This window comes from Actinotignum sp. usb-actsch-213 (genome assembly GCF_059085665.1).
Map to the genome: position 1 here is coordinate 147,680 of NZ_JBHNSQ010000035.1, position 23,696 is coordinate 171,375.

At 61.4% G+C, this 23,696-nt stretch carries 21 protein-coding genes; 16 read left to right on the plus strand and 5 right to left on the minus strand.

Features of this window, described 5'->3' with window-relative positions:
* The first annotated feature begins 4 nt into the window (after positions 1–4).
* The 10 genes from AC5RK6_RS04200 (at position 5) to AC5RK6_RS04245 (ending at position 10,610) form a co-directional block, all read left to right on the plus strand.
* Positions 5–607 carry a signal peptidase II gene (locus AC5RK6_RS04200; protein WP_320757841.1) on the plus strand — a complete coding sequence of 201 codons (603 nt, stop codon included), beginning with the start codon at positions 5–7 and terminating at the stop codon, positions 605–607.
* Between the two features lies 1 nt (position 608).
* Entirely contained in the window at positions 609–1,529 is a 921-nt protein-coding gene (locus tag AC5RK6_RS04205; RefSeq protein ID WP_320757840.1) for an RluA family pseudouridine synthase, read from the plus strand.
* Positions 1,526–1,981, plus strand: a complete 456-nt coding sequence (locus tag AC5RK6_RS04210) for a GNAT family N-acetyltransferase (protein WP_320757839.1) — start codon at positions 1,526–1,528, stop codon at positions 1,979–1,981. Before AC5RK6_RS04205 ends, AC5RK6_RS04210 begins: the two co-directional genes overlap by 4 nt.
* 10 nt (positions 1,982–1,991) lie before the next feature.
* On the plus strand, positions 1,992–5,525 hold the full coding sequence (dnaE, locus tag AC5RK6_RS04215) for a DNA polymerase III subunit alpha (protein WP_435730733.1): 3,534 nt from the start codon (positions 1,992–1,994) through the stop codon (positions 5,523–5,525).
* A 128-nt stretch (positions 5,526–5,653) separates the two neighbouring features.
* A complete protein-coding gene (locus AC5RK6_RS04220; RefSeq protein ID WP_320757837.1) occupies positions 5,654–6,628 on the plus strand; it encodes a metal ABC transporter substrate-binding protein in 975 nt (324 codons plus the stop codon).
* Positions 6,619–7,368: a metal ABC transporter ATP-binding protein gene (locus tag AC5RK6_RS04225; protein ID WP_320757836.1), complete on the plus strand. Its 750-nt coding sequence runs from the start codon at positions 6,619–6,621 to the stop codon at positions 7,366–7,368. The genes AC5RK6_RS04220 and AC5RK6_RS04225 overlap by 10 nt, the downstream gene beginning before the upstream one ends.
* The gene (locus AC5RK6_RS04230) at positions 7,365–8,225 is read left to right on the plus strand and encodes a metal ABC transporter permease (protein ID WP_320757835.1); all 861 of its coding nucleotides are present in this window, start codon (positions 7,365–7,367) and stop codon (positions 8,223–8,225) included. The genes AC5RK6_RS04225 and AC5RK6_RS04230 overlap by 4 nt, the downstream gene beginning before the upstream one ends.
* Positions 8,212–8,640: a Fur family transcriptional regulator gene (locus AC5RK6_RS04235; RefSeq protein WP_284883226.1), complete on the plus strand. Its 429-nt coding sequence runs from the start codon at positions 8,212–8,214 to the stop codon at positions 8,638–8,640. The genes AC5RK6_RS04230 and AC5RK6_RS04235 overlap by 14 nt, the downstream gene beginning before the upstream one ends.
* 2 nt (positions 8,641–8,642) lie before the next feature.
* Entirely contained in the window at positions 8,643–9,167 is a 525-nt protein-coding gene (locus AC5RK6_RS04240) for a VTT domain-containing protein (protein ID WP_320757834.1), read from the plus strand.
* 45 nt (positions 9,168–9,212) lie between these two features.
* The gene (locus AC5RK6_RS04245; RefSeq protein WP_320757833.1) at positions 9,213–10,610 is read left to right on the plus strand and encodes a glycine--tRNA ligase; all 1,398 of its coding nucleotides are present in this window, start codon (positions 9,213–9,215) and stop codon (positions 10,608–10,610) included.
* Here the strand turns inward: AC5RK6_RS04245 and AC5RK6_RS04250 are convergent.
* A complete protein-coding gene (locus tag AC5RK6_RS04250) occupies positions 10,607–10,843 on the minus strand; it encodes an RNA-binding S4 domain-containing protein (protein WP_320757832.1) in 237 nt (78 codons plus the stop codon). The genes AC5RK6_RS04245 and AC5RK6_RS04250 overlap by 4 nt on opposite strands.
* A gap of 99 nt (positions 10,844–10,942) precedes the next feature.
* Between AC5RK6_RS04250 and AC5RK6_RS04255 the strand changes: the two genes are divergently transcribed.
* Positions 10,943–12,175: a carboxylate--amine ligase gene (locus AC5RK6_RS04255; protein WP_320757831.1), complete on the plus strand. Its 1,233-nt coding sequence runs from the start codon at positions 10,943–10,945 to the stop codon at positions 12,173–12,175.
* 15 nt (positions 12,176–12,190) lie between these two features.
* The gene (murJ, locus tag AC5RK6_RS04260; RefSeq protein WP_435730732.1) at positions 12,191–14,020 is read left to right on the plus strand and encodes a murein biosynthesis integral membrane protein MurJ; all 1,830 of its coding nucleotides are present in this window, start codon (positions 12,191–12,193) and stop codon (positions 14,018–14,020) included.
* 78 nt (positions 14,021–14,098) lie between these two features.
* On the opposite strand, the gene AC5RK6_RS04265 is transcribed toward murJ, so the two are convergent.
* Positions 14,099–15,331, minus strand: a complete 1,233-nt coding sequence (locus tag AC5RK6_RS04265) for a lipid II:glycine glycyltransferase FemX (protein ID WP_320757829.1) — start codon at positions 15,329–15,331, stop codon at positions 14,099–14,101.
* Positions 15,332–15,472: 141 nt separating this feature from the next.
* Between AC5RK6_RS04265 and AC5RK6_RS04270 the strand changes: the two genes are divergently transcribed.
* Positions 15,473–16,627: a YibE/F family protein gene (locus AC5RK6_RS04270; RefSeq protein WP_320757828.1), complete on the plus strand. Its 1,155-nt coding sequence runs from the start codon at positions 15,473–15,475 to the stop codon at positions 16,625–16,627.
* 107 nt (positions 16,628–16,734) lie between these two features.
* On the opposite strand, the gene AC5RK6_RS04275 is transcribed toward AC5RK6_RS04270, so the two are convergent.
* Positions 16,735–17,079: a PRC-barrel domain-containing protein gene (locus AC5RK6_RS04275; protein WP_320757827.1), complete on the minus strand. Its 345-nt coding sequence runs from the start codon at positions 17,077–17,079 to the stop codon at positions 16,735–16,737.
* Positions 17,080–17,179: 100 nt separating this feature from the next.
* The gene (locus AC5RK6_RS04280; RefSeq protein ID WP_320757826.1) at positions 17,180–17,812 is read right to left on the minus strand and encodes a DUF2382 domain-containing protein; all 633 of its coding nucleotides are present in this window, start codon (positions 17,810–17,812) and stop codon (positions 17,180–17,182) included.
* 287 nt (positions 17,813–18,099) lie between these two features.
* Here AC5RK6_RS04280 and dusB point away from each other — a divergent pair, with 287 nt between their 5' ends.
* The 3 genes from dusB (at position 18,100) to dnaG (ending at position 22,856) form a co-directional block, all read left to right on the plus strand.
* A complete protein-coding gene (gene dusB / locus AC5RK6_RS04285) occupies positions 18,100–19,377 on the plus strand; it encodes a tRNA dihydrouridine synthase DusB (RefSeq protein WP_320757825.1) in 1,278 nt (425 codons plus the stop codon).
* Between the two features lie 102 nt (positions 19,378–19,479).
* Positions 19,480–20,730, plus strand: a complete 1,251-nt coding sequence (locus AC5RK6_RS04290; RefSeq protein WP_320757824.1) for a deoxyguanosinetriphosphate triphosphohydrolase — start codon at positions 19,480–19,482, stop codon at positions 20,728–20,730.
* Between the two features lie 89 nt (positions 20,731–20,819).
* Positions 20,820–22,856 carry a DNA primase gene (dnaG, locus tag AC5RK6_RS04295; RefSeq protein ID WP_320757823.1) on the plus strand — a complete coding sequence of 679 codons (2,037 nt, stop codon included), beginning with the start codon at positions 20,820–20,822 and terminating at the stop codon, positions 22,854–22,856.
* A 28-nt stretch (positions 22,857–22,884) separates the two neighbouring features.
* Here dnaG and AC5RK6_RS04300 read toward each other — a convergent pair whose 3' ends face one another.
* Positions 22,885–23,643: an IclR family transcriptional regulator gene (locus tag AC5RK6_RS04300; RefSeq protein WP_016442577.1), complete on the minus strand. Its 759-nt coding sequence runs from the start codon at positions 23,641–23,643 to the stop codon at positions 22,885–22,887.
* Between the last annotated feature and the right edge of the window lie 53 nt (positions 23,644–23,696).

Here is a 23,696-nt window from a genome sequence, read left to right on the forward strand (position 1 = left end):
GCGTATGGTGAGGCGAAGCACCTCGTGGTTCCTCATCCTCGTGGGGGTGCTGGCCGTGGTGGCCATCGACCAACTCACGAAGCAGTGGGCCATCGCTAACCTCAGCCAAACGGAGCGCATCGCCATTGTGGGGGATGCCCTCGGGCTGCACCTGGTCTTTAACCCGGGTGCAGCATTCTCACTGGGGGCAAATTCCACCCGCGTTATTACCGTCATCGCGCTTGTTGTGGTGCTTGCGGTCTTCCCAGCTCTCGCGGCGCGGGTACGCCACCGGTGGATCGGTGTCGGTCTTGCCCTCATGTGGGGTGGCGCGGCCGGCAACCTCATCGACCGCATTTTCTTCGAACCGGGCGGTTTCGCCGGGCACGTGGTCGATTTCATCGCCTACTTCGACTGGTTCGTGGGAAACGTGGCCGATATTGCGCTGGTGGCCGGGGCTGTGATCATGATCGTCGTCGCGTTCTTGATGAACGACGGCGCAGCTGCGGGATCCGCGGACTCAGGCGCGACTCCGGATACCGCTGCGCTTCCGCTCTCCCAGTTGGCAGATACGGTGCATCCATCAGATTCTGTGCCCGCGCCGGGCGGCTCCGAGCGAGGCGACTAGCATGTGGCGGACCTATCCGGTCACGGAAGAATTCACCGACGTACGTATTGATGCCGCTATCGCGCGCCTGACCGGCTTGTCCCGAGCCGAAGTGCAGCGCCTGATCGATGCTGGAGATGTGCTCTTGGACGGCAACCCAGTGCCGAAATCAGTGCGGCTACGCGCGCAGAGCATCCTGGAAATCGATATTCCTACCCCGCGCACCGTTGCCCCGCGCGGGGGAGATATCCCCATCCCCATCCTCTACGAAGATGCCGATCTGGTGGTGGTGGATAAACCGGCCGGCCTGGCAGCCCACCCTTCGCTCAACTTCACCGGCCCGGACGTGCTGGGCGCCCTCATGAACGCCGGGGTGCAGCTCTCCGCCTACGGCCCGGCCGAACGCAAGGGGATTGTGCATCGCCTAGATGTGGGAACCTCCGGGTGCATGGTGGTGGCTAAATCGGAACGTGCCTACGTGCTGCTCAAGGACGAGTTCCGCAATCGTGTTCCTGAAAAGATCTATCATGCCCTCGTTCAGGGGCATCCCGACCCGCTTTCCGGCACCGTGGACGCACCCATCGGGCGCGATCCGCGCCACCAGTGGAAAATGGGAGTGCGCTCAGACGGGCGCCACTCCATTACGCACTACGACACCCTGGAAGCGATGGCCGGAGGCAGCCTCCTCCAGGTTCACCTGGAAACGGGGCGTACCCACCAGATTCGGGTGCATATGTCCGCCCTCGGCCACCCCTGCGTAGGCGATGCTACCTACGGGGCCGATCCGGGGCTGAGTGAAACGCTCGGCCTGACCCGCCAGTGGCTGCACGCCACTCACCTCGGCTTCGAACATCCGGACGGCACCTGGCGCGAATTCGAGGCACCCTACCCGGAAGACCTCGCCACCGCTCTCGAGCGCATGCGCGCGGGAGTTTTTTCATGACGACGGCGCAGCTGCGCTGGCTCGAGGGAGACCTGGAACGGGCCCGCGCTATCCGCATCGAGGTCTTCTGCGGGGAGCAGGGCGTGCTGCTGGAAGAAGAACTTGACGACATAGACGAACGTGCCCACCACGTCGTCGTCGAAAATAATGCGGGTGAAGCATTAGGTGCGGCACGGGTTTACGCAACCACGGAGGGCGTCGTACACCTGGGGCGGGTCTGCGTGCGCCCTTCCGCCCGCGGCCTGGGCATAGGGCGCTTCCTGTGCGAGGCCGCGGCCCAGGTGGCACTGCGCGAATTTGGACACGCCGGGCAGGTGCGAATTGTCCTCGATGCCCAAGAGGACAAAATCGGCTTCTACCGGGCCCTCGGCTACGAACTCACCGCTCGCGCACCCTTCCTGGACGCGCGCATCTGGCACCGGGAAATGGCGCGGGTAGTGAGCGCTGGATAGACTAGGCCCCATGGCCGCTCCCTCAGATTTCGTTCACCTCCACACCCATACCGAATACTCCCTGCTGGACGGGGCGGCGAAAATCAAGCCGCTAGTGGCGCAGGCCGTTGCCCAAAATCAAAGTGCGTTGGCCATTACTGACCACGGCTACTGCTTCGGCGCCTACGAGTTTTACCGGGCCTGCAAGGATGCCGGCATCAAACCGATTATCGGGGTGGAAGCCTATATGACCCCGGGGACCTCGCGGTACTCCAGCAACCGGGTGCTATGGGGGGATGAATCACAGCGCAGCGATGACGTGTCCGCGCGCGGGGCCTATACCCATATGACTTTGCTTGCCACCAATAACACCGGGATGCATAACCTCTTCCGGCTTGATTCGCGCGCCTCGCTGGAGGGCCAGATGGGCAAATGGCCCCGCATGGATCTCGAACTCCTCGAGGAGCTGCACGAGGGCCTCATCGGCACCGCAGGCTGCCCCTCCGGGGAGGTACAAACCAGGCTGCGCCTGGGACAGCACGCCGAAGCTCTGGAAGCTGCCGGGCGGATGCAGGAGATCTTCGGTAAAGAAAACTACTTCGTGGAAATCATGGACCACGATAACGAAATCGAGCGGCGCACTCGCAATGACCTGCTCGACCTCGCGAAGAAAATCAATGCGCCGCTACTGGCCACCAATGACTCGCATTATGTGCGTGCGGAGGACCATTCCGTCCAGGATGCCATGCTCTGCATTAACTCCGGTTCCACCCTCCAGGATCCCAACCGTTTCAAATTTGATGGGCACGGCTACCATCTGCGATCCACCGAAGAAATGTATCGCCTTTTTGGGGATCTGCCCGGGGCGATGGAAAACACCCTCTTGGTGGCCGAACGCTGCAATATCTCCTTCACCACCGCCGCGGAAGGCGCCAATTACATGCCGGTCTTCCCGGTGCCCGAAGGGGAGGACATCACTTCCTGGTTTATTAAGGAAGTGGAACGCGGCCTGCATTCGCGCTACGGGGAACATATTCCCGATCACGTGCGCCAGCGTGCCAATTACGAAGTGGAAGTTATTGTCCAGATGGGCTTCCCCGGCTACTTCCTCGTGGTTTCCGATTACATTCTCTGGGCCAAACGCAATGGCATCCGGGTGGGGCCTGGGCGTGGTTCCGGGGCCGGCTCCATGGTGGCCTACGCGCTGCATATCACCGAATTGGATCCCATCGAACACGGTCTCCTCTTCGAACGTTTCCTCAACCCGGAACGCGTATCCATGCCCGATATTGACGTGGACTTCGATGAACGCCGCCGCGGGGAAGTCATCGCCTACGTGGAAGATAAATACGGGCATGACAAAGTTTCCCAGGTGGTTACCTTCGGCACCATTAAAACGAAGCAGGCTCTCAAGGATGCCTCCCGGGTGCTCGGCTACCCCTTCGACATGGGTGAACGTCTCACCAAGGCCCTCCCGCCCTCGGTTATGGGCAAGGACATCCCGCTTTCCGGCGTGTTCGATGAGAAGAATTCTCGCTATATGGAAGCCGGGGAATTCCGCGATATGGTCTCCACCGACGTGGATGCCAAACGCGTTTTCGACCTGGCCCAGGGTATTGAAGGACTCACCCGCCAGTGGGGCGTGCATGCCTGCGCCATCCTCATGTCCTCCGTCCCGCTCACAGATGTTATTCCGGTGATGAAACGCCCGGCCGACGGCGCGGTCATCACCCAATTCGAATATCCCGAATGCGAGGACCTTGGCATCCTCAAAATGGACTTCCTGGGACTGTCCAATCTCACCACCATTGAAGACGCCTTGGAAAATATCGTGGCGAATAATAAAGATCCGCTCGATATTGACAATGTTCCCCTCGATGATGAGCGCACCTTTGAGCTGCTCCAACATGCCGATACCCTCGGTATTTTCCAGCTGGACGGTTCGGGGATGCGCACTCTGCTCAAGCAGATGAAGCCCACCAATTTCGAGGACATTTCCGCGGTGTCTGCGCTCTATCGCCCCGGCCCCATGGGGATGAATTCCCATACCAATTACGCGCTGCGGAAGAACGGTCTGCAGAAAATCGAGGCGATCCATCCCGAGCTGGAGGAGATCCTCGAGCCGATTCTGGCCCCCACCTACGGCCTGATCGTCTATCAGGAACAGATCATGCAGATCGCCCGGACGGTCGCCGGCTTCACCATGGGCCAGGCAGATTCGCTGCGCAAAGCCATGGGCAAGAAGAAAAAAGACGTCATGGATAAGATGTACGTCGATTTCGAAGCCGGGATGGTGGCCCAGGGCTTCAGCAAGGACGCGGTAAAAACCCTATGGGGCACCATGGAACCTTTCGCGTCCTACGCGTTCAACAAGTCCCATTCAGCTTGCTACGGCGTGATTTCCTACTGGACGGCTTACCTGAAAGCCCACTATCCGGTGGAATACATGGCAGCCCTCCTCACCTCGCGTAAAGACAATAAAGACAAAATGGCGGTCTACCTCGGGGAAGCTCGCCGTATGGGCATCAAGGTGCTGGTCCCCGATGTGAACGAATCCCTGGCGAATTTCTCCGCCGTGGGGGAGGAGATCCGCTTCGGTCTATCCGCGGTGCGCAACGTGGGCGCGAAAGTCGTGGACGGCATTATTAGCGCCCGCGAAGAGAGGGGCGCTTTCACTTCCTTCCAAGACTTCCTCGATAAGGTTCCCCTCGAGGTCCTCAATAAGCGCAGCGTGGAATGTCTTGTACGCGCCGGGGCTTTCGATTCCATGGGCTATACCCGCCGCGCTTTGCTCTCCAAAGTCGCCGAGGCGGTGGACGCCGTCGTCGCCCTGAAGAAAAATGAAGCGGTGGGGCAGTTTGATTTGTTCGGCGGTTCCGAAATCGCCGGTGGGGTGGAGGTTGATATCCCCGAGCTTCCCGAATGGGATAAACGCGAAAAGCTCAATCTTGAGCGCGATATGCTCGGCCTGTATGTTTCCGACCATCCACTGTCCGGCATGGAACATATTTTGGACCGTGCGGCGGATACCACGGTGGTGCGGCTTTTGGACGACGACGCCGCAACGGACGGGCGGACCGTGACCCTGGCCGGACTTGTGACAGCTGTCCAACCGCGCATCTCCAAGAAAAACGGGAAGATGTGGGCGACGATTGTCCTGGAGGATATGACGGGTAGTACAGAAATTAACTTCTTCCCGGCCACCTACCAGACCGTGGCCGGGCTGCTCGCCCCGGACCAGGTAGCGATTATTACCGCGCGCGTCTCGGATCGGGATGGCAATATTCAGCTTTCCGCCCAAGATATGAAAATCCCCAGCGGTGACTTGCTCCCCGATTCTCCCGTGGATGTGCAGCTGGCTGAGCGTATCTGCACCCGCGATCTGCTCGGGCAATTGAGCGACTTGCTGCGCACCTACCCGGGTAGTGCCCCGGTGCGGCTCCATATCCAGCGCCCCGGGCGCACCTCGGTGGTGCAGGTGGGCCAGGAGTTCTACGTCAAACCCGAAGCGCGTTTCTTCTCCGATCTCAAGGTGCTCCTCGGGCGAAACTGCTTGGTCTCGTAGCAGCATCAGGTGCCGCGGCTACGCGCGTCCGGCGCGGGTTGGCGCGACCGCTGCGGTGCCGGGTACGGCGCAGACGGTGGACTCGGGAGCTGCGGCGCGGGTACGGGCGCGTTGGGTAGACTGGCCGGGTGAAGAAAACTTTGACTCGTATGGCGGCGCTGCTCGGATGTACAGCGCTGCTGGGAACCACCGCGCTGCTGGCCGGATGCCAGCCATCCTCCACCTCGCCCGCGGGCGGTGCCGCAAGTTCCGCGGCTGCATCGAGTGCGGATACCGCGCGCATTGGTGTGACGGCATCTTTCACCCCAATCCGGTGGCTCGCCGAACAGATCGGCGGGGACTACGTGGAGGTCACCTCCGCCACCCCCACCAATGTAGAACCCCACGATTACGAGTTCTCCCCGAAGCAGGTCGCGGAACTAGAAGCCACGGACGTCATCTTCTACGTTGCCGGATTCCAACCCTCTCTCGATGCGGCGATCTCTACCATCGGGGGCGATAATGCTGTCAATCTGGCCGATGCCGCCAAGCTGGTTCACCACCGCGGTCTGGCTGATAACCACGGGGATGAAGCCACCGAAGCCGGGCGTGTTCTGGACCCGCATTTCTGGCTCGATCCGGTGCGGATGCGAGACGTGGGTGAGGCAATCACCGCCTCGCTCTCCTCGATGGACCCGGAACACCGCGCTGATTTCGAGGCGAATTTCGCGCGCCTCAAGCAGGAGCTTTCCGATCTCAATTCGCGCTACTCCACCGGTCTTGCCCAGTGCGCTACCACCACGGTGGTTTCCTCCCACGCGGCCTTCGGTTACCTCACGGACCGTTACAACCTTGTCCAGGTGGGAATCTCAGGAATTGACCCGGATCAGGACCCCTCCCCGCTCGATATTTCCGAAGTGAAACGCATTATGGCGGAAACCGGGACCCGCACCATCTTCGCGGAAGTCAATAGCCCCGCGAAAACCGCCGAAGCTATCGCCGCGGAAACCGGGGCGAGCCTCTCCTCGCTGAGCACCGCGGAATCCGATCCGGAGGGCGCGGGCTATCTGGCCATTATGGATATCAATCTCGCCCATCTGCGTGAGGGATTGCAGTGCCAGTAAGTCCGTCCCCGGTACCCGGCGCGGGCGTGGTACCCGTTGCGAGCATGGCAACGGCGCAGCCTGCGGTTTCCCCGGCCCTCTTCGCGCGCGATCTGTGCATTACCCTGGGCGGGCGCGAGATCGTCCATTCGGCGCACCTGGAGATAGCGACCGGGGAATCGGTGGGGATTTTCGGGCCCAATGGCTCGGGCAAATCAACTCTGGTCAAAGGGCTTCTCGGCGTCGTTCCCCATACCGGAACCGCGCAGGTTTTCGGGGTGGATACGGCCCGGCCCCGCCGGGTGCCCTGGCACCGGGTAGGCTACGTGCCCCAATCGATGGTGCACGCCGGCAATCTGCCTGCCACCGCGCTGGAAGTGGTGCGCTCCGGTTTGCTGTCCGGTCGTCACCTCTTTGCGGATAAAGGGAAAGCGGCCCGCGCGGCCGCCTATGAGGCCCTCGCCGCGGTGGGTTTGGACAACCGCGCCCAGGATCCGGTGCGGGTCTTTTCCGGCGGGCAGCAACACCGCGTCATGATCGCTCGCGCGCTGGTGCGACGCCCCGATCTGCTGGTTCTTGACGAACCCTTAGCCGGGATTGATGCACGCGCCCGTGCCGATCTGGCCGATATTCTCACCCGCTTGCACGGCGCAGGCCTCACCCTCGTTATGGTGCTCCACGAACGCGGGGAACTTGAGCACCTGGTGGGCCGCGATATTCAGGTATCTGATGGCTACGTCCACGGGGGAGTGGCGCAATGATCGCAGATATTCTTTCCTCGCCCCTCATGATGCGTTCCCTGCTGGTAGCGGTACTCGTGGGGCTGGCCGCACCGGTGGTGGGCAGCTACCTCGTCCAACGCGGCATGGCCCTCATGGGTGACGGCATCGGCCACGTGGCCCTGACCGGAGTGGCTCTCGGCTGGTTGACCGGCACCTGGTTGCACGGCCAACCCGAACGTTTTGCGGTGCCCGGTGCGCTCATTATCGCGGTGCTCGGCGCGCTCATTATCGAATGGGTGCGATCCTCGGGGATAACTTCGGGAGATACCGCGCTCGCGATTTTGTTTTACGGCGGCATTGCTTGCGGGGTGCTGCTCATTTCCCTCGCGGGTGGGACGACGGCGAACCTCAACTACTACCTCTTCGGCTCAGTTACCACGGTCACGGGGCAGGACGTGTGGTACACGGTGGCCCTCACCGTGGTGATTCTCGCGGTGGGTATCGGGCTGCGCGGCCCGCTCTTCTCGGTCACGAACGACGAAGATTTCGCGCGCGCCTCGGGTCTGCCGGTGCGGGCTTTTAATATTCTCATCGCGGTCACGGCAGCGCTCACGGTCGCGGTGTCCATGCGGGTAGTGGGCATTCTGCTGGTCTCGGCCATGATGATCGTGCCGGTGGCTACCGCCCAGCTGGTGTGCTCCTCCCTGGCGCACACGCAGCGCTTGGCCATGGGGCTCGGATGCGGGGCCGCACTTGTCGGATTGGTCATTACCCGCTATGTTTCTGCCTCTCCCGGGGCTATGATCGCGGTGATTCTCATTGCCGGGTACGCAGTTGTGGCAATCATGTCCACGCTGGTACGGCGCAACCACAGGAGGGTTCATGAACGCGTCTAAACCGCGGGTAACTGCCCAGCGGATCGCCATTTCGAAGATGGTGGAGACGATCCCGGAATTTGTTTCCGCCCAGGAGCTCCACGAAAAGCTCTCCCGGGAGGGCCGGCGCATCGGCCTGGCCACCGTGTACCGCACCTTGCAAGCCATGGCGGAGGAGGGGATTCTCGACACCATGCAGGAGGGCACCGAAACCCTCTATCGCTATTGCGAAACCGAAGAACACCACCACCATCTCATGTGCCGGCGCTGCGGGAAAACCGTGGAAATTGCACTCGAAGGTGCCGAAGATTGGGTGCGTTCCATCGCTACCGCCAACGGATTCTCGGATGTGGACCACACTCTTGAACTCATTGGACTCTGTTCCGATTGTGCCGCGCAAACATCCGGCCGGAGCCGGGAAGGAACGGATCGCTGAGCATGGATTCTTTCTCATTCCTGGCCGGGCGTTCCTTTGCCTTCGTCTATCTTTTCCTTTTCCTTGTTGTTTCCTTGCGTTCCAGTGCCACCTTCTGGCTGGGGCGCTATGCCGCCTACTTGGTGGCCCGGCAGCGCGAACCGCGCAATCGCCTCGCCCACCGCGCCTGGGCTTGGGCGCACGATGAACGCGTGATCGCGGCCTCGCAGCGGGTGGCGCGCCGCGGCTGGCCTCTCGTCACCCTCTGCTTCTTCACCATCGGCGTGCAAACCGTCATCCTCATCGGTGCCGGGCTTACCCGCATGGGCGGCTGGCGTTTCACTTTGGCCGCGCTGCCCGGCTGGCTGGGGTGGGCGGCGATCTACTCCACGGTGGGTATGCTCGCCTTGCGAGCGGTGTGGGCAGCTATTTTCGGTAACCCGTGGGGAATTGCCGCAGTGGTGGTGCTGGGCGTCGTCGTCGCATATTTCCTTTTCGTTTTCCGCACGGGTCGGGACCGCGCGGAAACGGGCGCGGCGGTAGACTAGACGGGCCACGCATCATCCGGATGCGCGCAATAGAAAGGAACAACGTTGGCTAAGCCTGCTCCCTCCCGTCTCGATAACGTTATTTCTTTGGCCAAGCGCCGCGGTTTCGTTTTCCCCGCCGGGGAAATTTATGGTGGTACCCGCTCGGCCTGGGATTACGGCCCGCTGGGAACCGAGCTAAAAGAAAATATTAAGCGCCAGTGGTGGCGGTACATGGTGCAAAGTCGCGATAACGTTGTTGGCATTGACTCCTCCATCATTTTGCCGCGAGAAGTGTGGGTGGCATCCGGGCACGTTGGTGTGTTCAACGATCCCCTCATCGAATGCCTCAACTGTCACAAGCGCCTGCGTATGGATCAGCTCCAGGAAGCCCAGGCCGCGAAAAAGCATATTGACGACCCGGACTCCATCCCTACTTCGGAGCTGGGCTGCCCGCATTGCGGGGTGAAGGGCCAATGGACCGAGCCGCGCGATTTTAATATGATGCTGAAAACCACCCTCGGCCCGGTGGAAGACGAATCCGGTCTGCACTACCTGCGCCCGGAAACCGCGCAGGGTATTTTCGTCAACTTCGCGAATGTACAAACCACCTCGCGGAAGAAGCCGCCTTTCGGCATCGGTCAGATTGGCAAGTCGTTCCGCAATGAAATTACCCCCGGAAACTTCATTTTCCGCACCCGTGAATTCGAGCAGATGGAACTGGAATTCTTCGTCAAACCCGGTGAGGACGAAGAATGGCACCAGTACTGGATTGACCAGCGCCTGGATTGGTACAAGGACCTGGGGATCAACCCGGAGCATCTGCGCCTGTACGAACATCCCAAGGAGAAGCTTTCCCATTACTCCAAGCGCACCGTGGATATCGAGTACAAATTCGGTTTCCAGGGGTCGGATTGGGGTGAGCTGGAAGGCATCGCCAACCGTACCGATTTTGACTTGACCACCCATATTAAGCATTCGGGTAAGGATCTGTCCTACTTCGACCAGGCCAGTGGGGAACGCTATGTTCCTTACGTGATTGAGCCCTCGGCGGGGCTAACCCGTTCGCTTATGGCTTTCCTCGTGGATGCCTACGTGGAAGATGAAGCCCCCAATACCAAGGGCGGGGTAGATAAGCGTACCGTGCTGCGTCTGGATCCGCGCCTGGCACCCGTCAAGGCCGCGGTGCTTCCGCTTTCGCGTAACGAGAAGCTCACCCCCTTGGCCGCGGATCTTGCCGCGCGCTTGCGGGCCTCGTGGAATGTTGATTTCGACGACGCCGGGGCGGTCGGGCGCCGCTACCGCCGCCAGGACGAAATTGGCACCCCGTACTGCGTGACCGTGGACTTCGATACCCTCGAGGATCAGGCGGTGACGGTGCGTGACCGTGACACCATGGAGCAGGTCCGTATCCCGCTAGAGAAGGTGGAGGGTTTCCTAGCCCAGAAACTGGTGGGCTGCTAAAGGCTCGTAACTCGTACGCGCAGCGCGCCGCACGGCTGGGCAAGGGCAACCACATCGCCGTCGCGCAGCGCGCTGCCGCGTCGGGTTTCTACCCGACCGTTCACGCTAATATCGCCTGCTTCGATAAGTTCGCGGGCTTCGGCGCCCGAAGCGGCCAGCGATGCTAATTTCACGAACTGGCCGAGTTTAATCGGCAAACGAACCTCGATGTTGGGGATATCGGCTTCGGTCACGATGGTCCTTTCACGTGGGCGGAGTGCTGCCTTCTACTTTAGCGCGGCGCTGCTAGCATAATGACCGTGCCCGCGGCCGGGCACGGAGGGAGAACACGTATGGATGCACTGCCGGTGATTTTCGGTAATGAGGTGGAAGCCTATAGTTTTGCGCGGCTTTTCCACGAGACTTACGGGGTGAATTCGCTCGTCGTTGCCGAATACCCGCGCGGGCATATCAATAATTCCTCTATCCTCTCGGTGCGGTACTGTGAACGCCACATTATGGAGGACGAAGAAAAATTCGTGGCGTTGCTCAATTCTTTGGCCGTGGAGTTCGCGGACCGGACCCTCATCTGCCTCGTCAATGTTGATGAAGGCGTGGATGTGATTGTGCGCAACCGGCACCGTCTGGCTTCTAACTGGTTCTTCCCTTTCGCCGCACCGGAGGTCGTGGACCTGGCGAATTCGAAAGAGGCGATGGCGCAGGTGTACGAAAAGGTGGGGGAGGCGGCCCCACGGCGCGCCGTCGTACATCTTTCCCAACCCGATACCTGGGATGCGGCGCTCGCCACGCTGCCCTTCCCCATTGTCGTCAAACCCGCGCGCGCCGATAACCCCACTTCGCTTTACGCCACAGGTCTGAAAAAGGTGGAGGTATTCGACGACGCCGCAGCAGCCCGTGCGAAATTTGCCAGGCTTGCAGGCCGCCAGGTCGATATTGACCTCATCGCTCAAGAACTTATTCCGGGGGATGACACCACCCAGTGGGTTGTCAATGGCTATATCGATTCGCGCGGGCACCTGAGCGCGATTGGCTCGGGGCGGGTATTGCTGGGGCTGCATGAGCCTTCGCTTATCGGTAATGCCGGGATTATCCTCACGGATCCGGAGGGGTTCCTGACCGAGCGGGCCGAACGGATCGTGCGCGAGGTGGGCCTGCGCGGCTTCTTCTCCATGGACGTGAAAATTGATCCGCGTACCGGCCGGGCCTACTGGTTGGACCTCAATCCGCGGGCCGGGCGCGGACACTACTACCTCAAGGTGGGCGGGGTGAATCTGGCGCGTGCCCTGGTGGCGGATATCGCCGGGGAAACCGCACCACTCCAGCGGGTCAATCGCGCCGGGATTTTCGCGATTATTCCCGCGTGGCTGGCGGGGCGCCGCTACCTGCGCGATCCGCAGCTGGCCGCGGAAGTGCGGCGGGTGCGCCGGCAGGGCCCGGTGGTTAACCCCATTGCCTATAGCAAGGACCGCCACCTGAAACGCACTGTTTTCCGGATGCTTTCCGATATCCGCGCGGTTCAGAAGATGCGGCGCTTCTATCCGCATCCCACCGAATCTGGATTCTAAGGCTAAGCTCAAGGCATGCGTTTCTTCCCCCCGCGCCGCCCGACCGGACGGCATTTTGTGGCTGATCACGGTGCGGATGCCCGCCCGGATACGGCGGAATCCGCTGCGGACGCTCCCGCGACCTCCGCTGCCGCCGGCCCCGAGCCGGATACTTCCGCCGCCTCGAGCGAGAATAACGTGAGTGAGAAAAGCGCGAGTGCCGCGCGGGCCTCCATCATTATGTTCTTCGGCACGCTCGTTTCGCGTATCCTCGGCCTGGTGCGTTCCCCGATTCTCCTCGGCGCGGTGGTGGGTCTCACCTCGCCGGCCGGCAACGCTTTCGGGATCGCCAATAAGCTCCCCAATCTCATTTACATGATTATTGTGGGGGGCCTGGTCAACGCGGTGCTGGTGCCGGCAATTGTGCGGGCTACCAAACGGGGGGAGAAAGAAGGCGCAGCTTTTATCAACAAGCTCCTCACCGTGGCGATTGTGGGACTGGGCGCGGTGACCGTGCTTATTACCCTGGCTGCGCCCGCCGTGGTCAAAGTTATGGCGGCTACCATGTCCGAGGACTGGTATCGGCTCACGGTGGCCTGGGCCTACTGGTGCCTGCCCCAAATTTTCTTCTACGGCATGTACACCGTGATCGGGCAGATCCTCAACGCCCGCGAAAACTTCGGGCCTTATATGTGGGCGCCTGCTCTCAATAACGTAGTGGCGGTTCTCGGGATGCTCGCCATCCTCGCTATTTTTGGTTCGGCCACCCCGGAAGACGCCCTGGAAGCGGGGCGCTGGACCGCCTCACGGGTGGGCTGGCTCGGCGGTATTTCCACCCTGGGGATCGTCGCCCAAGCCCTCATCCTCATCTGGCCGCTGCGCCGCCTGGGCATCCATTTCCGTTTCGATTTCCGGTGGCGTAATTCCGGGCTGGGGGCGGCCGGCCGGGCTTCCTGGTGGATGCTCCTCATGATGGTCACCTCCATTATTCCGACGGCGCTCATCTCCAATGCTGCCGCCGGGGCCTCCGACCGGGCCATTCGCATGGGGATGAATTCGGAGTACGTGGCGGGTAATTTCGCTTACGATACCGCCTACACTATCTACTCCCTGCCCACCTCGCTTTTCGTGGTTTCCATCGCCACCGCTGTCTTTACCCGTATCTCGCGGGCAGCGGCGGACGGAGACCGGGATCGGATGCGCCGCGACGTGTCCCGCACCTTGCGCATCGTCTCCACCATCATGTTCTTGGCCGCCATCGGCCTCATGGTTTTCGCGGTGCCCGTCTCCCGCCTCTTCGCTATCACCTCGAGTGCGGAGCAAGCCGTCACCCTCGGGAAAGTGGTGGCCTCCATGGCCCTCGGGCTTTTCGGGATCGGCGCGGTGAGCGTACTCGACCGCGTCTACTACGCCTTTGAGGACACCCGCGGTGCTTTCCTCATTAGCCTGCCTTTCCAGGGTGCCTCCTGCGTGCTCACGGTTTTCTGCGCGCTACTCCCGCCCCAGCACGTGGTATGGGCGGTGGGTATTGTGGGCTCACTCGCCAATATTTTTGCGGTTATCGTGATGCTGTGGCACCTGTCCCCGCGGATGGGTGGGGTCGACGGCGCAGTCCTGACTTCTTTCCATCTCAAACTCCTGGGGATTTCCGGCCTGGCGGCCGCGGCCGGCTACGGGGCGGCCCGCCTGGTGGGCCCCGTCTTCAGCCCCATGACACCGGCTCAGGCACTCCTGGGCCTCATCGTGGGAGGAAGCGTTATGGTGCTGGTGTACGTGGGAGGTATGAAGCTGGCAAAAATGGAAGAAATCGACGTGCTCTTCCGCCCCGTGGTTAAGATCTTGGCCCGTTTGCGCCGCCGCTCATGAGCTGGCGGCAGCTAGCCGGGCTGCGCCGCCGGCGCAGCCCCGTCGTCGTAACTATGCCCCAGCACCGTGCCGGACGGGTTAGATCAACGCTCCCGTGAGCTTAGCCTCCGGGCGCAGCGCCAGAGCGAAGGTACCGATGAATTCCTCCACGTTCCCGTTGAGTTTGCGCTTGTATTCGAGCACCGGGTAATCGGGAGCGGAATTGTCAAAAATGCCGGAAATCCCGAGGGTGTTGTAGGTGGAAATATCGTGGGCCGCCGCCCAGCGCAGCAGGGTGGATTCGACCGGGTAATCACGGTTATAGGTGGTGAAATCCTTATTGAAGCCGCGGAGCAGCTGCACCAGCTCATCGCCCCAGCGGAAAGCCAGAACTCCGGCAAAAGGCACACTAGTGCCATAACGCTGCGCTAAATCGCGGGCCTCGGTTTCCTGCTTGAGGAGGGAAGCACGCTGGCTGCCGAGCTCCTTGAGGGCGCCCTCCTTTTTGCGGGTGCGCGGCTCAGTGGAATTCTGGGCGATCTGCTCATCGAGGCGGGCGATATTCGCGGTGATCTCTTCCAGGTAGGTAGCTGGATGCGCGTAGGCAATCGCGAGGAAAGCGCGCTCAGGGCCCAGCTTTTCCATCATCCCGGTATACAGCTGCGCGGAATAATCCGAGATCTTGGCCATCTCGGTGCGTTCGCGCGAGGATTCATAAAGCTGATGGAAGGTCTGCCATAGCTCAACCCCGCCGGTATGCACCTCCACACCGTAGCGTCCCACGTGCTTGACCTGCCGGCGCATCGTTTTCGTAAGGGAATCAGCGATCTCCTCGAAACTCTTCCCGGCAATATCTTTCGTGTAAATAAAATGAATATCGGCCGGGTCATGGGGATCCACGGGAATATGCTGGAACCCGGCCGCGCGTAGCTGCTCGGTCGCCCGCGACCCCAGCGGCGAACCAGCAATTTTTGTGGTGTCTTCATAGAAAGCGGCGGGGACATTGGGGGTGATGCGCAGCGCAATCACCCGCTTCTTGGTGGCAAGATACGCGGCGAGCTGCGTGAAAAAGAAATCCACCAGCTCGCCGTCCTCCCAATCCAGGGTGGGGCCATTGGTAATAATGGCGCGGGTGAACAGCTTTTTCCACGGCTGGTAGGTAATGAGGGCGACGCCGCGCAGCTCCTCGCCCTCGCGCACCCCCACATAATCTACGGTGTCGCCCTGCTCGGTGCGCCACCGACCGTATTCAGGAAGCTGGGCGAGGAAGAGACGCGAGCTGTGGCGGGTAGCGGAAGCGTATTCCTCGGCAGTTAGGGTGGTGAAATGCATATATATAGTCTAACGACGAAGACGGGCAGTCCCGGGAGGAAACACCGGTTCCCACCGTTCCGTGCGTACTATTCTGCCACGTCCCGTGGGACCGGACGCGCGCTTCTCCCACGCGTGGCGGTGGGCCGGTAGCCTGAAGGCGTGCATCATCATTCAGATATCGAGGTCCCGGCGCGGGTGCGCCGCAAGGTCGGGCGCCTGCTTGCCGCTATTGTTGTTCCGCTCGCGCTTCTCACCGCTATTGCCTTGGCTGTGCTGTGGCCGCGTGGGGAGTCCCCGGTGGGCTCCATTCCGCTGAATTCTCCGGGTGTGAGTATGGTGAGTGGGCCGATTACCTCGGTAGGGGAAACGGATGCGCAGGGCCAGACCCCGGTGGAGATGGAAGTGGAGGGCGTATCCGTTCCCGTGCACGTCCCGGCCGAGGTGGTGGCCTCCGGGTTAGAAGTGGGGGATGTGATCGAAGCCCGTTTCAACCCTGCCATGGTTACCTCGGGCACCGCACATATTTTCGTTGATTTTGAGCGCGGGATGCCCCTGGCCTTGCTTGCTGGACTGTACGTGCTGGTCATTGTGGTGGTGGCGCGCTGGAAGGGCCTGGCGGCGCTCGCGGGCCTCGGGGTATCCCTCCTGGTGGTCGGCTTCTTTATTATTCCGGCGCTGGCCGCCGGCGGGAATGCTTTCGCGGTGGTACTCACCGGTGCTTCTGCGATGATGTTCGCTTCGATTTATCTGGCACACGGTATTTCTATCCGCACCACCACCGCGATTATCGGCACTTTCCTGGGTCTTCTTATCACCACGGCGGTGGCGGTGTGGGCGGTGGGCGCGCAGAATCTTAGCGGTACGGGCGGGGAACAAACCGCGATGCTCTCCTGGAGCCTAGGCGGTATCAATATGCGTACCCTGCTGCTGGCGGGCATTATTCTGGCTGGGCTGGGTGCCCTCAATGATGTCACTATTACCCAGGTTTCCACCATCTGGGAGTTGCATGCCGAATCGCCGAGCACGCCGCGCCGCCGCCTCATCCGCCGCGGGATGGCCATTGGGCGCGACCATATTGCCTCAACCGTTTACACGCTGGCTTTTGCCTACGTGGGGGCTTCGCTGCCCCTTCTCATTCTTGCTTCGATTTACCAGCGGTCTTTCCTTGACCTCATGCAGGTGGAGCAGATCGCGGAGGAAATCACCCGCACCCTGGCCGCTTCCGTTGGTTTGGTGCTGGCGATTCCTTTGACGACGGCGGTAGCCGCGCTCCTCGCCCCCGTGGCACCGGCGCGAGATCGGGTGAGCGCCTAGCTTGTGGGTTCCCGCTGCGGCCAAACAGCAGGCGATACGTTGGCGACCGGGTTCCCGTGGAGAGCAGGTTCCCCTCGGAGAACAGCTTCCCCGTGGAGATCAGGTCCCTAAGCGTTAGTGGCGTGCTCCTTGCCGTCGGCAATATCGGTGAGGGTGAAATGTTCGTAAATACGCTGCTGTTGGTCCTCGGTCAGGCCGTCCTCCACCGACCAGGCCGGAGCACTGGCCACCGCTTCTGCGGAAACCGAGAGGATGAGCTTGCCCTCCACCAGGCGCGAACCGCGCAGCGGGACCAGGGCGGAGCAAAGATTGAATAATCCCCGCCCGATGAGGGCGAAGGTGGGTTGCCCACTGGCGTCATCGAGGAATACCTCGCGCACCGGCCCAATCTCCACCTCGGAGCGGTCATAAGCGGTGGCATCCATAATGTCGCGGACGGTTACCTCGGCCATTCTTCCTCTTTTCCTAGCTTCGCTGCGCGGCTCGCGTGCCTGCGCGGCTGACATGCCTGCCTGGTTGTTTGCCGAGCAGACCAGGTTTCTCACGAGCCTACTATTTGGTGGAGCGGTCCGTTTCGTCTTCGATCTGTTCCTTGGCCTTATCTTCGGAGACCGTTTCGGTATCCTGCACGACATCCTTATGGAGAGATACCCGTTCAACGGGTACGGTTTCCTCCTCTACATTGACGCGCTCTTCAGAATGAACCACGGAATTATCAGCGGTAGCAGTAACCGGGGCGGGATGCTCGGCCGCAGTGCGGGGCGTGCTTTCTGCAGCGCCGCTAGCCGTGACCGGCGGCGCGCCAGCGGCAGCGCGGGGCTCACCAGCACCGACCGGCGAAACCTCAGTGGCGTAGCGGTCGCCCTCGCGCGTATCCGTAAGGTGGTAGTGGGCGAGCAGGCGGTCCTGCTCTTCGGGGGTGATGCCCTGTTCCACGTCGACATCAGGGGCATCCTTAATCGCATCCTTGACGAACGCCAGGTGGAGTTCTTCACCCTCGAGGTGCGAACCGCGCAGCGGAACGAGGCTGGAGGAGATACCGAAGAGCCCGTAGCCCACCTCCACAAAGAAGGGCTGGCCCGTTTTAGCGTCAAGGAATACCTCCTTCACTCCGCCGAGCTTATCGTTATGGGAATCAAATGCGGTGGCGTTCAGAAGATCCTGAACATTCCTGTTCGCGGCCATATGCGGTGCGCCTTCCTGATAGAAAATGTAGAACCGAGGCCAGGTAGCCGAAGCTAACTGCTCACGTGTAGTGGTGACACCTACCTCCCAGCCACGGCGGAAGAGCCTGGTCCCCACGCGGCGTGGGCGGTGCGGGAAGAACGCAATCGGCCTGGGAACTCTGACGAGCTCTCTTGCAGCCTACCGTGATGCAGGTCATATAGCTGGGTGTTTAGCTCACGGAATAACTCTTGCTCCCGGTCGTGCGGTACCCTCATCCATGACGCAGAAAGGACGAAGGGAAGCATATGGCGGAGAATGCCGCATGGCCGGCGATTCAGCTGGGCGATCTGACTCTGGCTACGCCGGTCATGCTCGCGCCGATGGCCGGGGTGACTAACCCGCCCTTCCGCCAGCTCTGCCGTGAAGAAGCCGAAGCGGGAATCCGGTGCGCGACGGGCTCTAGCGGTGCCCCAGGCGCACCCTTCAGTAATACGGGAGAGCAGGCCCTGGACGCCCACGCACCCGGTTCTTACGCCCCGGCCGGACTGTGGGTATGCGAAATGATTACTTCCCGGGCGCTGCTGGAACGCACCCCGGAAACCATGACCATGATCCAGCCCGATCCGAGCGATCCGGTGCGCTCCATCCAGCTCTACGGGGTAGAACCCAGGGTGGTGGCCGCCGCGGTGCGGCTCCTCATCGAGGAAAACCGCGCGGACCACATCGATATTAACTTTGGTTGCCCGGCCCCGAAAGTCACCCGCAAAGGCGGGGGCTCGGCACTGCCGTGGAAACTTGATTTGTACGAGGACCTGGTGCGCCAGGCCACCGAGGCAGCGAGCGCCGCGAACCGCGGGCGCGATCACGCAGTACCGATCACGGTGAAATTCCGGGTCGGGATCGACGCCGCTCACGAAACTTTTCGGGACGTGGCCCGCATCTCCGAAGACTACGGGATTGCCGGGCTCACCTTGCACGCGCGGACCACCGCCCAGCATTACGCCGGCCACGCGAATTGGGATTTTATTGCGGAGCTCGTAGATTCCACGGAGCTGCCCGTATTCGGTAACGGTGATGTTTTCGACGCCGCAGATGCCGCCGCGCTGCGCGCCCATACCGGCTGCGCCGGGGTGGCTGTCGGGCGCGGCTGCCAGGGCCGGCCCTGGATTTTCTATGATTTGGCTGCCCTCATGCACGGGGCCAGCGCCCAGCGCCGCCCCACGCTGCGCGAAGTAGCCGCGATGATCGAGCGTCACGCCCGCCTCTCCGTGGAACATTTCGGAAGCGAAAATAAGGCCATGCGAGAGCTGCGCAAGCACATCACCTGGTATCTCAAAGGCTTTGCGGTCGGCGGGGAAACCCGCCACTCCTTAGGGCTCGTCTCCACCCTGGAGGAACTCCACGAGCGCCTCCAGGCCCTGGACTTGGATCAGCCTTATCCGGCGGCCGCGGAAGGTAAACGCGGGCGCGCCGGCGGGGAAAAGCGCCCGCATCTGCCCGACGGCTGGCTCGATTCGCGCGAGCTTAGCCCGGAACAAGCGGCCCGGATCCACGAAGCCGAACTCGATATTTCCGGCGGCTAAACCAGCCCCGGCGCGGTGCTTGCCTCAGGCCCGGTGCTCCGCCCGTCACGACCGCTCCGCTTGCCGCCACCGCACCGCCCGCAGGCTTGGTACCCTCTAGCTGTGACGGATTTATTTGGGGCGGCCGAAGTGTACGGGCCCGACGACCGCGAACGGTGGGTGCACGAACCACCCAAATCCCGTTCGCGCACTGATTTTGAACGCGACCGCGCGCGGGTGCTACATTCCTCGGCGCTACGCCGCCTCGGGGCGAAAACCCAGGTGCTCGGGCCTGAATCGGACGATTTTGTGCGCACCCGTCTCACTCATTCCCTGGAAGTGGCTCAAATCGGACGTTCGCTGGCCAGTAACTTCGGATGCGATCCGGATATCGTGGAAACCGCGTGCCTGTGCCACGACCTCGGCCACCCGCCCTTCGGGCATAACGGGGAGCGGGCCCTCGCGGAGGTTGGCGCGGATATCGGCGGTTTCGAAGGCAATGCCCAGACTCTACGTATTCTCACTCGCCTCGAGCCCAAACGTACTACCCGCACCGGGCGCCCGGCCGGTCTTAACCTCACCCGTGCCACCCTGGATGCCGTGATCAAATACCCCTGGGGTAATAACGAAGGTCCGGGCGGAACCCCGAAATTCAATTACTATCGCGATGACGCCGATGTTTTCGAGTGGATTCACGGCGAGCACGGGCATAACCGCTGCGTCGAGGCCCAAATCATGGATCTGGCCGATGATATTGCCTACAGCGTCCACGATGTCGAGGACGCGATCGCCCGCGGATTCTTCGACCCTTCATGCCTAACCGATCCGGGCGAACGCCAGAAAGTCGTGGAGGATACCCTGGCCTGGTATGGCGAACCGAGCGCGGGCGAGCTTTCCGATGCTCTTGACCGCCTGCTGCGCGAAGAAGCCTGGCCGGTGCACTTCGGTGGTAATTACCGTGATTTTGCCCGCATGAAAGACCTCACCTCCGACCTCATTGGCCGTTTTGTTTCTGCTGTCTGTCAGGCAACCTGGGCGCAGTCCGGGCACGGCAAATTGGTGCGCTACAACGGTAACGTCGTCGTACCGCCAGAAACTTTTGCCGAAATCACGGTCCTGAAAGGGATCGCGGTGGCTTATGTTATGGCTCCGCGCGAGCACGAACCGCATTACGTGGAGCAGCGGGCCATTATTTTTGACCTGGTTGAAGCACTGTTGGATAACCCGGCCGAATTAGAGCCGCACCTGGCGGAATCGTGGGCCAGTAGCGATAAGGACGCGCGGCTACGCCTGGTGATTGACCAGGTTGCTTCGCTGACCGATCTTTCGGCGCGGCAGTGGCATGCGCACCTGTGCGGAATGCTGCGGCACTGAGATTGTGGCGGCAGTCTCACGTGTGGTGAATCGTGGAGCAGCACGGTCCTCACGTGCGCTGCGCCGCGGCCTCGCTTAGACTAGGCGGCATGGCCGGGCTCATCAAAAGGGAAGACATCGATCGGGTGCGCGCCGCGGTGCGGATCGACGACGTCGCCTCCCAGTACGTGGCCCTGCGCCCCGGTGGGGTGGACTCTCTCAAAGGCCTGTGCCCCTTCCATGATGAGAAAACTCCGTCCTTCCACGTGCGCCCGAACCTGGGGCGCTGGCATTGCTTCGGCTGCGGGGAAGGCGGCGACGTTTTCGCTTTCGTGCAACGGGCTGAAAGTATTGACTTTGTGGAGGCGGTCGAGCTGCTGGCGCGGCGCGCTGGAATCGAGCTGCATTATGAGGGCGCGCGTGAGCGTAAGCCCGGGGAGCCCCCCAAGCGGCGCCTTATCGATGCCCACCGGGTAGCTTTACAGTTCTATCGCGCGCAATTCGATACTCCGGCCGCGGCACCGGCCCGCACTTTGCTAACTGAACGCGGCTTTGAGCGGGCGGCCATTGACCATTTTGAATGCGGTTACGCCCCGGATTCTTGGGACGCGCTCTATACGCACCTGCGCAGCCACGGCTTTTCCGACCGGGAAATCGAAACGGCGGGCCTGGCCACCCGGGGCAACCGCGGGCTTTACGACCGTTTCCGCGGGCGGCTCATGTGGCCGATTTTCTCCATTACGGGCGAACCTATCGGTTTCGGGGCGCGCCGCCTCGGGGAAGATGACCGCGGCCCGAAATACCTCAATACTCCCGAAACTCCTATCTACAAGAAATCGCAGGTGCTTTACGGCCTCAACCTCGCGAAAAAGGAGATCGCGACCTCGCGTTCCGTGGTGATCGTGGAGGGCTATACGGACGTCATGGCCGCGCACCTAGCCGGAATCACAACGGCGGTAGCGACGTGTGGTACAGCTTTCGGTGCCGAGCACGTGAAAATCGTGCGGCGGCTTTTGGGCGACGGCGCCAATCCGGCCGCCGGGGTGGTGCTGTCCTCCGGGAAGGCTTACGGCGGGGAAGTTATTTTTACCTTCGACGGCGATAGCGCCGGCCAGAAGGCTGCTTTGCGCGCCTTCGGGGAAGATCAGGCTTTTGCCACCCAAACCTATGTGGCGATAGCGCCGGATAATCTAGATCCCTGCGATGTGCGGCTCCAGCGCGGCGATGAGGCGCTGCGCGAGGTGATCGCCGGGCGGCGGCCCCTCTTTGAATTCGCAATTCGTTCTCTTATTGAGGATCTTCCCCTCACCACCGCGGAGGGACGCAGTGCCGGGCTGCGAGTGAGCGCTCCGATTGTGGCCGGAATTCGGGACCGGGTCCTGCGCGGGGAATACACCCGGAATCTGGCCGGCTGGCTCGGTATGGATGAGCATGTGGTGCGCCAGGCGGTGGCGGAGGCCGGGCGTCAGGGGCGGGCCCAGGCGCGTGCCGTGCTCGAGGCGGCTAGTGAGAATGCCCCGGGGGCGCTAGCGGTGGGTGGTACACAGCAGGCGGGAGTCGCGGTGCAGCCGGGGAATGCGCCGTCGTACCAGGCGGTGACCTTGCCACCGGTGTCGCAGTTGCGTGACCCTACCGAAAAAGTGGAGCGGGCCGCACTGGAGATTTATCTTCAGCTTCCGGCTTTTGCAGCGCGGGCGGAGATGGACAATCTGCCCCCGCATACCTTCACCCATCCGGTGCACCACGCCATTCATACGGCGATTCGGGCGGCGGGGGGAACCCGGGTATTCGCCGAGCGCTTCGCGCAGCTGACCGGCGCAGGTATGGACGTAGAACATGCCGAGCCCCAGGCGAGCGCCGCTTATGTGGAGGCGGTGCTCGCGGCCGGTGGCCCGGAGCTGGCCGGAGTGATTTCCCAGCTCGCGGCCGAGCCGCTTCCGGAGACCGATGTGCAGCGCCTCCCGCACTACGTGTGGGGGATTGCCCTCGCGCTCATTCGTTTGGGTGTGCTGCGCCAGATTGAGGACGTACGCTCTGCGCTTCAGCGCACCAACCCGGAGGACGCCGCCTACCAGCAGCATTTCGCCCGCCTCATGGAACTCGAGGCACAGCGTCGCACCTGCGAGGAACGGATGGAGCTGGGGTAGCTAACTCCAACTACTCTGTTGATTATTCTCAGGATTCTTTAGCACCAAGAGAACGCGAGATCTTTGCTGCGGTTTGTTTAACTTGGGGAACCAAAGCAATGACTTCATCCATGCTTTTCTCCAATGTTAAAGTCGTGATTGATAATGCATGGTTCACACGTCCAAGATGGTTGCGAATAGGGACGGCAACACACCGAATTCCGGGCACATTCTCTTCGTCGTCAATAGCGAATCCACGGTCACGAACTGTGTCGATTTCTTTTATCAGTTCAGCGGTTGTCGAAATAGTTCGGGGTGTATGTTTAGGGAGTTGCATCTCTGCCACGTAACGAATGATGGCCTCATCCTCTTCATCGGCGAGGAAACACTTACCAATTGAAGTTGAATGGAGAGGAAGCCGATCCCCAATTCGTGATGGTATGCGGTACGGGGTATCAGTTTCTTGTATGGCAACATAAACGGCATCCTTACCGTTCCTCGCCCCAATGTGTACTTGGCACCCAACTTCGCGGGCAAGTTGTTGGATGTAGGGTTTCGTTTGTTGAGAGATGTCGATTCTTTCGAATGCTGTTGCGGCGAGTGACAAAGCAGCCGGTCCGGCGTAATAGTTTCCGTCCGGGCTTACCGCAATGAACTCGTACTTCACCAAAGTTTGGAGAAGGCGATGCACACTAGATTTTGCCAGGCCGGTCGCGTTAACGATGTCGGTAAAACGGGGGTGTTGCAGTGCTGCCTGAAGAACAATGAGAGTTTTATCGGCTGCGCTCGGGCTCTGTTTGGTACTCAAGAGAAGAACCTTCTTCTAGATTGATACGGACCACCAGTTCCATTTTATGGAAC

Coding starts and splice junctions, on each gene's coding strand:
- AC5RK6_RS04200 (WP_320757841.1), top strand. CDS start 5: ATGGTGAGGCGAAGCACCTCGTGGTTCCTCATCCTCGTGGGGGTGCTG.
- AC5RK6_RS04205 (WP_320757840.1), top strand. CDS start 609: ATGTGGCGGACCTATCCGGTCACGGAAGAATTCACCGACGTACGTATT.
- AC5RK6_RS04210 (WP_320757839.1), top strand. CDS start 1,526: ATGACGACGGCGCAGCTGCGCTGGCTCGAGGGAGACCTGGAACGGGCC.
- dnaE (WP_435730733.1), top strand. CDS start 1,992: ATGGCCGCTCCCTCAGATTTCGTTCACCTCCACACCCATACCGAATAC.
- AC5RK6_RS04230 (WP_320757835.1), top strand. CDS start 7,365: ATGATCGCAGATATTCTTTCCTCGCCCCTCATGATGCGTTCCCTGCTG.
- AC5RK6_RS04235 (WP_284883226.1), top strand. CDS start 8,212: ATGAACGCGTCTAAACCGCGGGTAACTGCCCAGCGGATCGCCATTTCG.
- AC5RK6_RS04240 (WP_320757834.1), top strand. CDS start 8,643: ATGGATTCTTTCTCATTCCTGGCCGGGCGTTCCTTTGCCTTCGTCTAT.
- AC5RK6_RS04255 (WP_320757831.1), top strand. CDS start 10,943: ATGGATGCACTGCCGGTGATTTTCGGTAATGAGGTGGAAGCCTATAGT.
- murJ (WP_435730732.1), top strand. CDS start 12,191: ATGCGTTTCTTCCCCCCGCGCCGCCCGACCGGACGGCATTTTGTGGCT.
- AC5RK6_RS04265 (WP_320757829.1), bottom strand. CDS start 15,331: ATGCATTTCACCACCCTAACTGCCGAGGAATACGCTTCCGCTACCCGC.
- AC5RK6_RS04275 (WP_320757827.1), bottom strand. CDS start 17,079: ATGGCCGAGGTAACCGTCCGCGACATTATGGATGCCACCGCTTATGAC.
- AC5RK6_RS04280 (WP_320757826.1), bottom strand. CDS start 17,812: ATGGCCGCGAACAGGAATGTTCAGGATCTTCTGAACGCCACCGCATTT.
- dusB (WP_320757825.1), top strand. CDS start 18,100: ATGGCGGAGAATGCCGCATGGCCGGCGATTCAGCTGGGCGATCTGACT.
- dnaG (WP_320757823.1), top strand. CDS start 20,820: ATGGCCGGGCTCATCAAAAGGGAAGACATCGATCGGGTGCGCGCCGCG.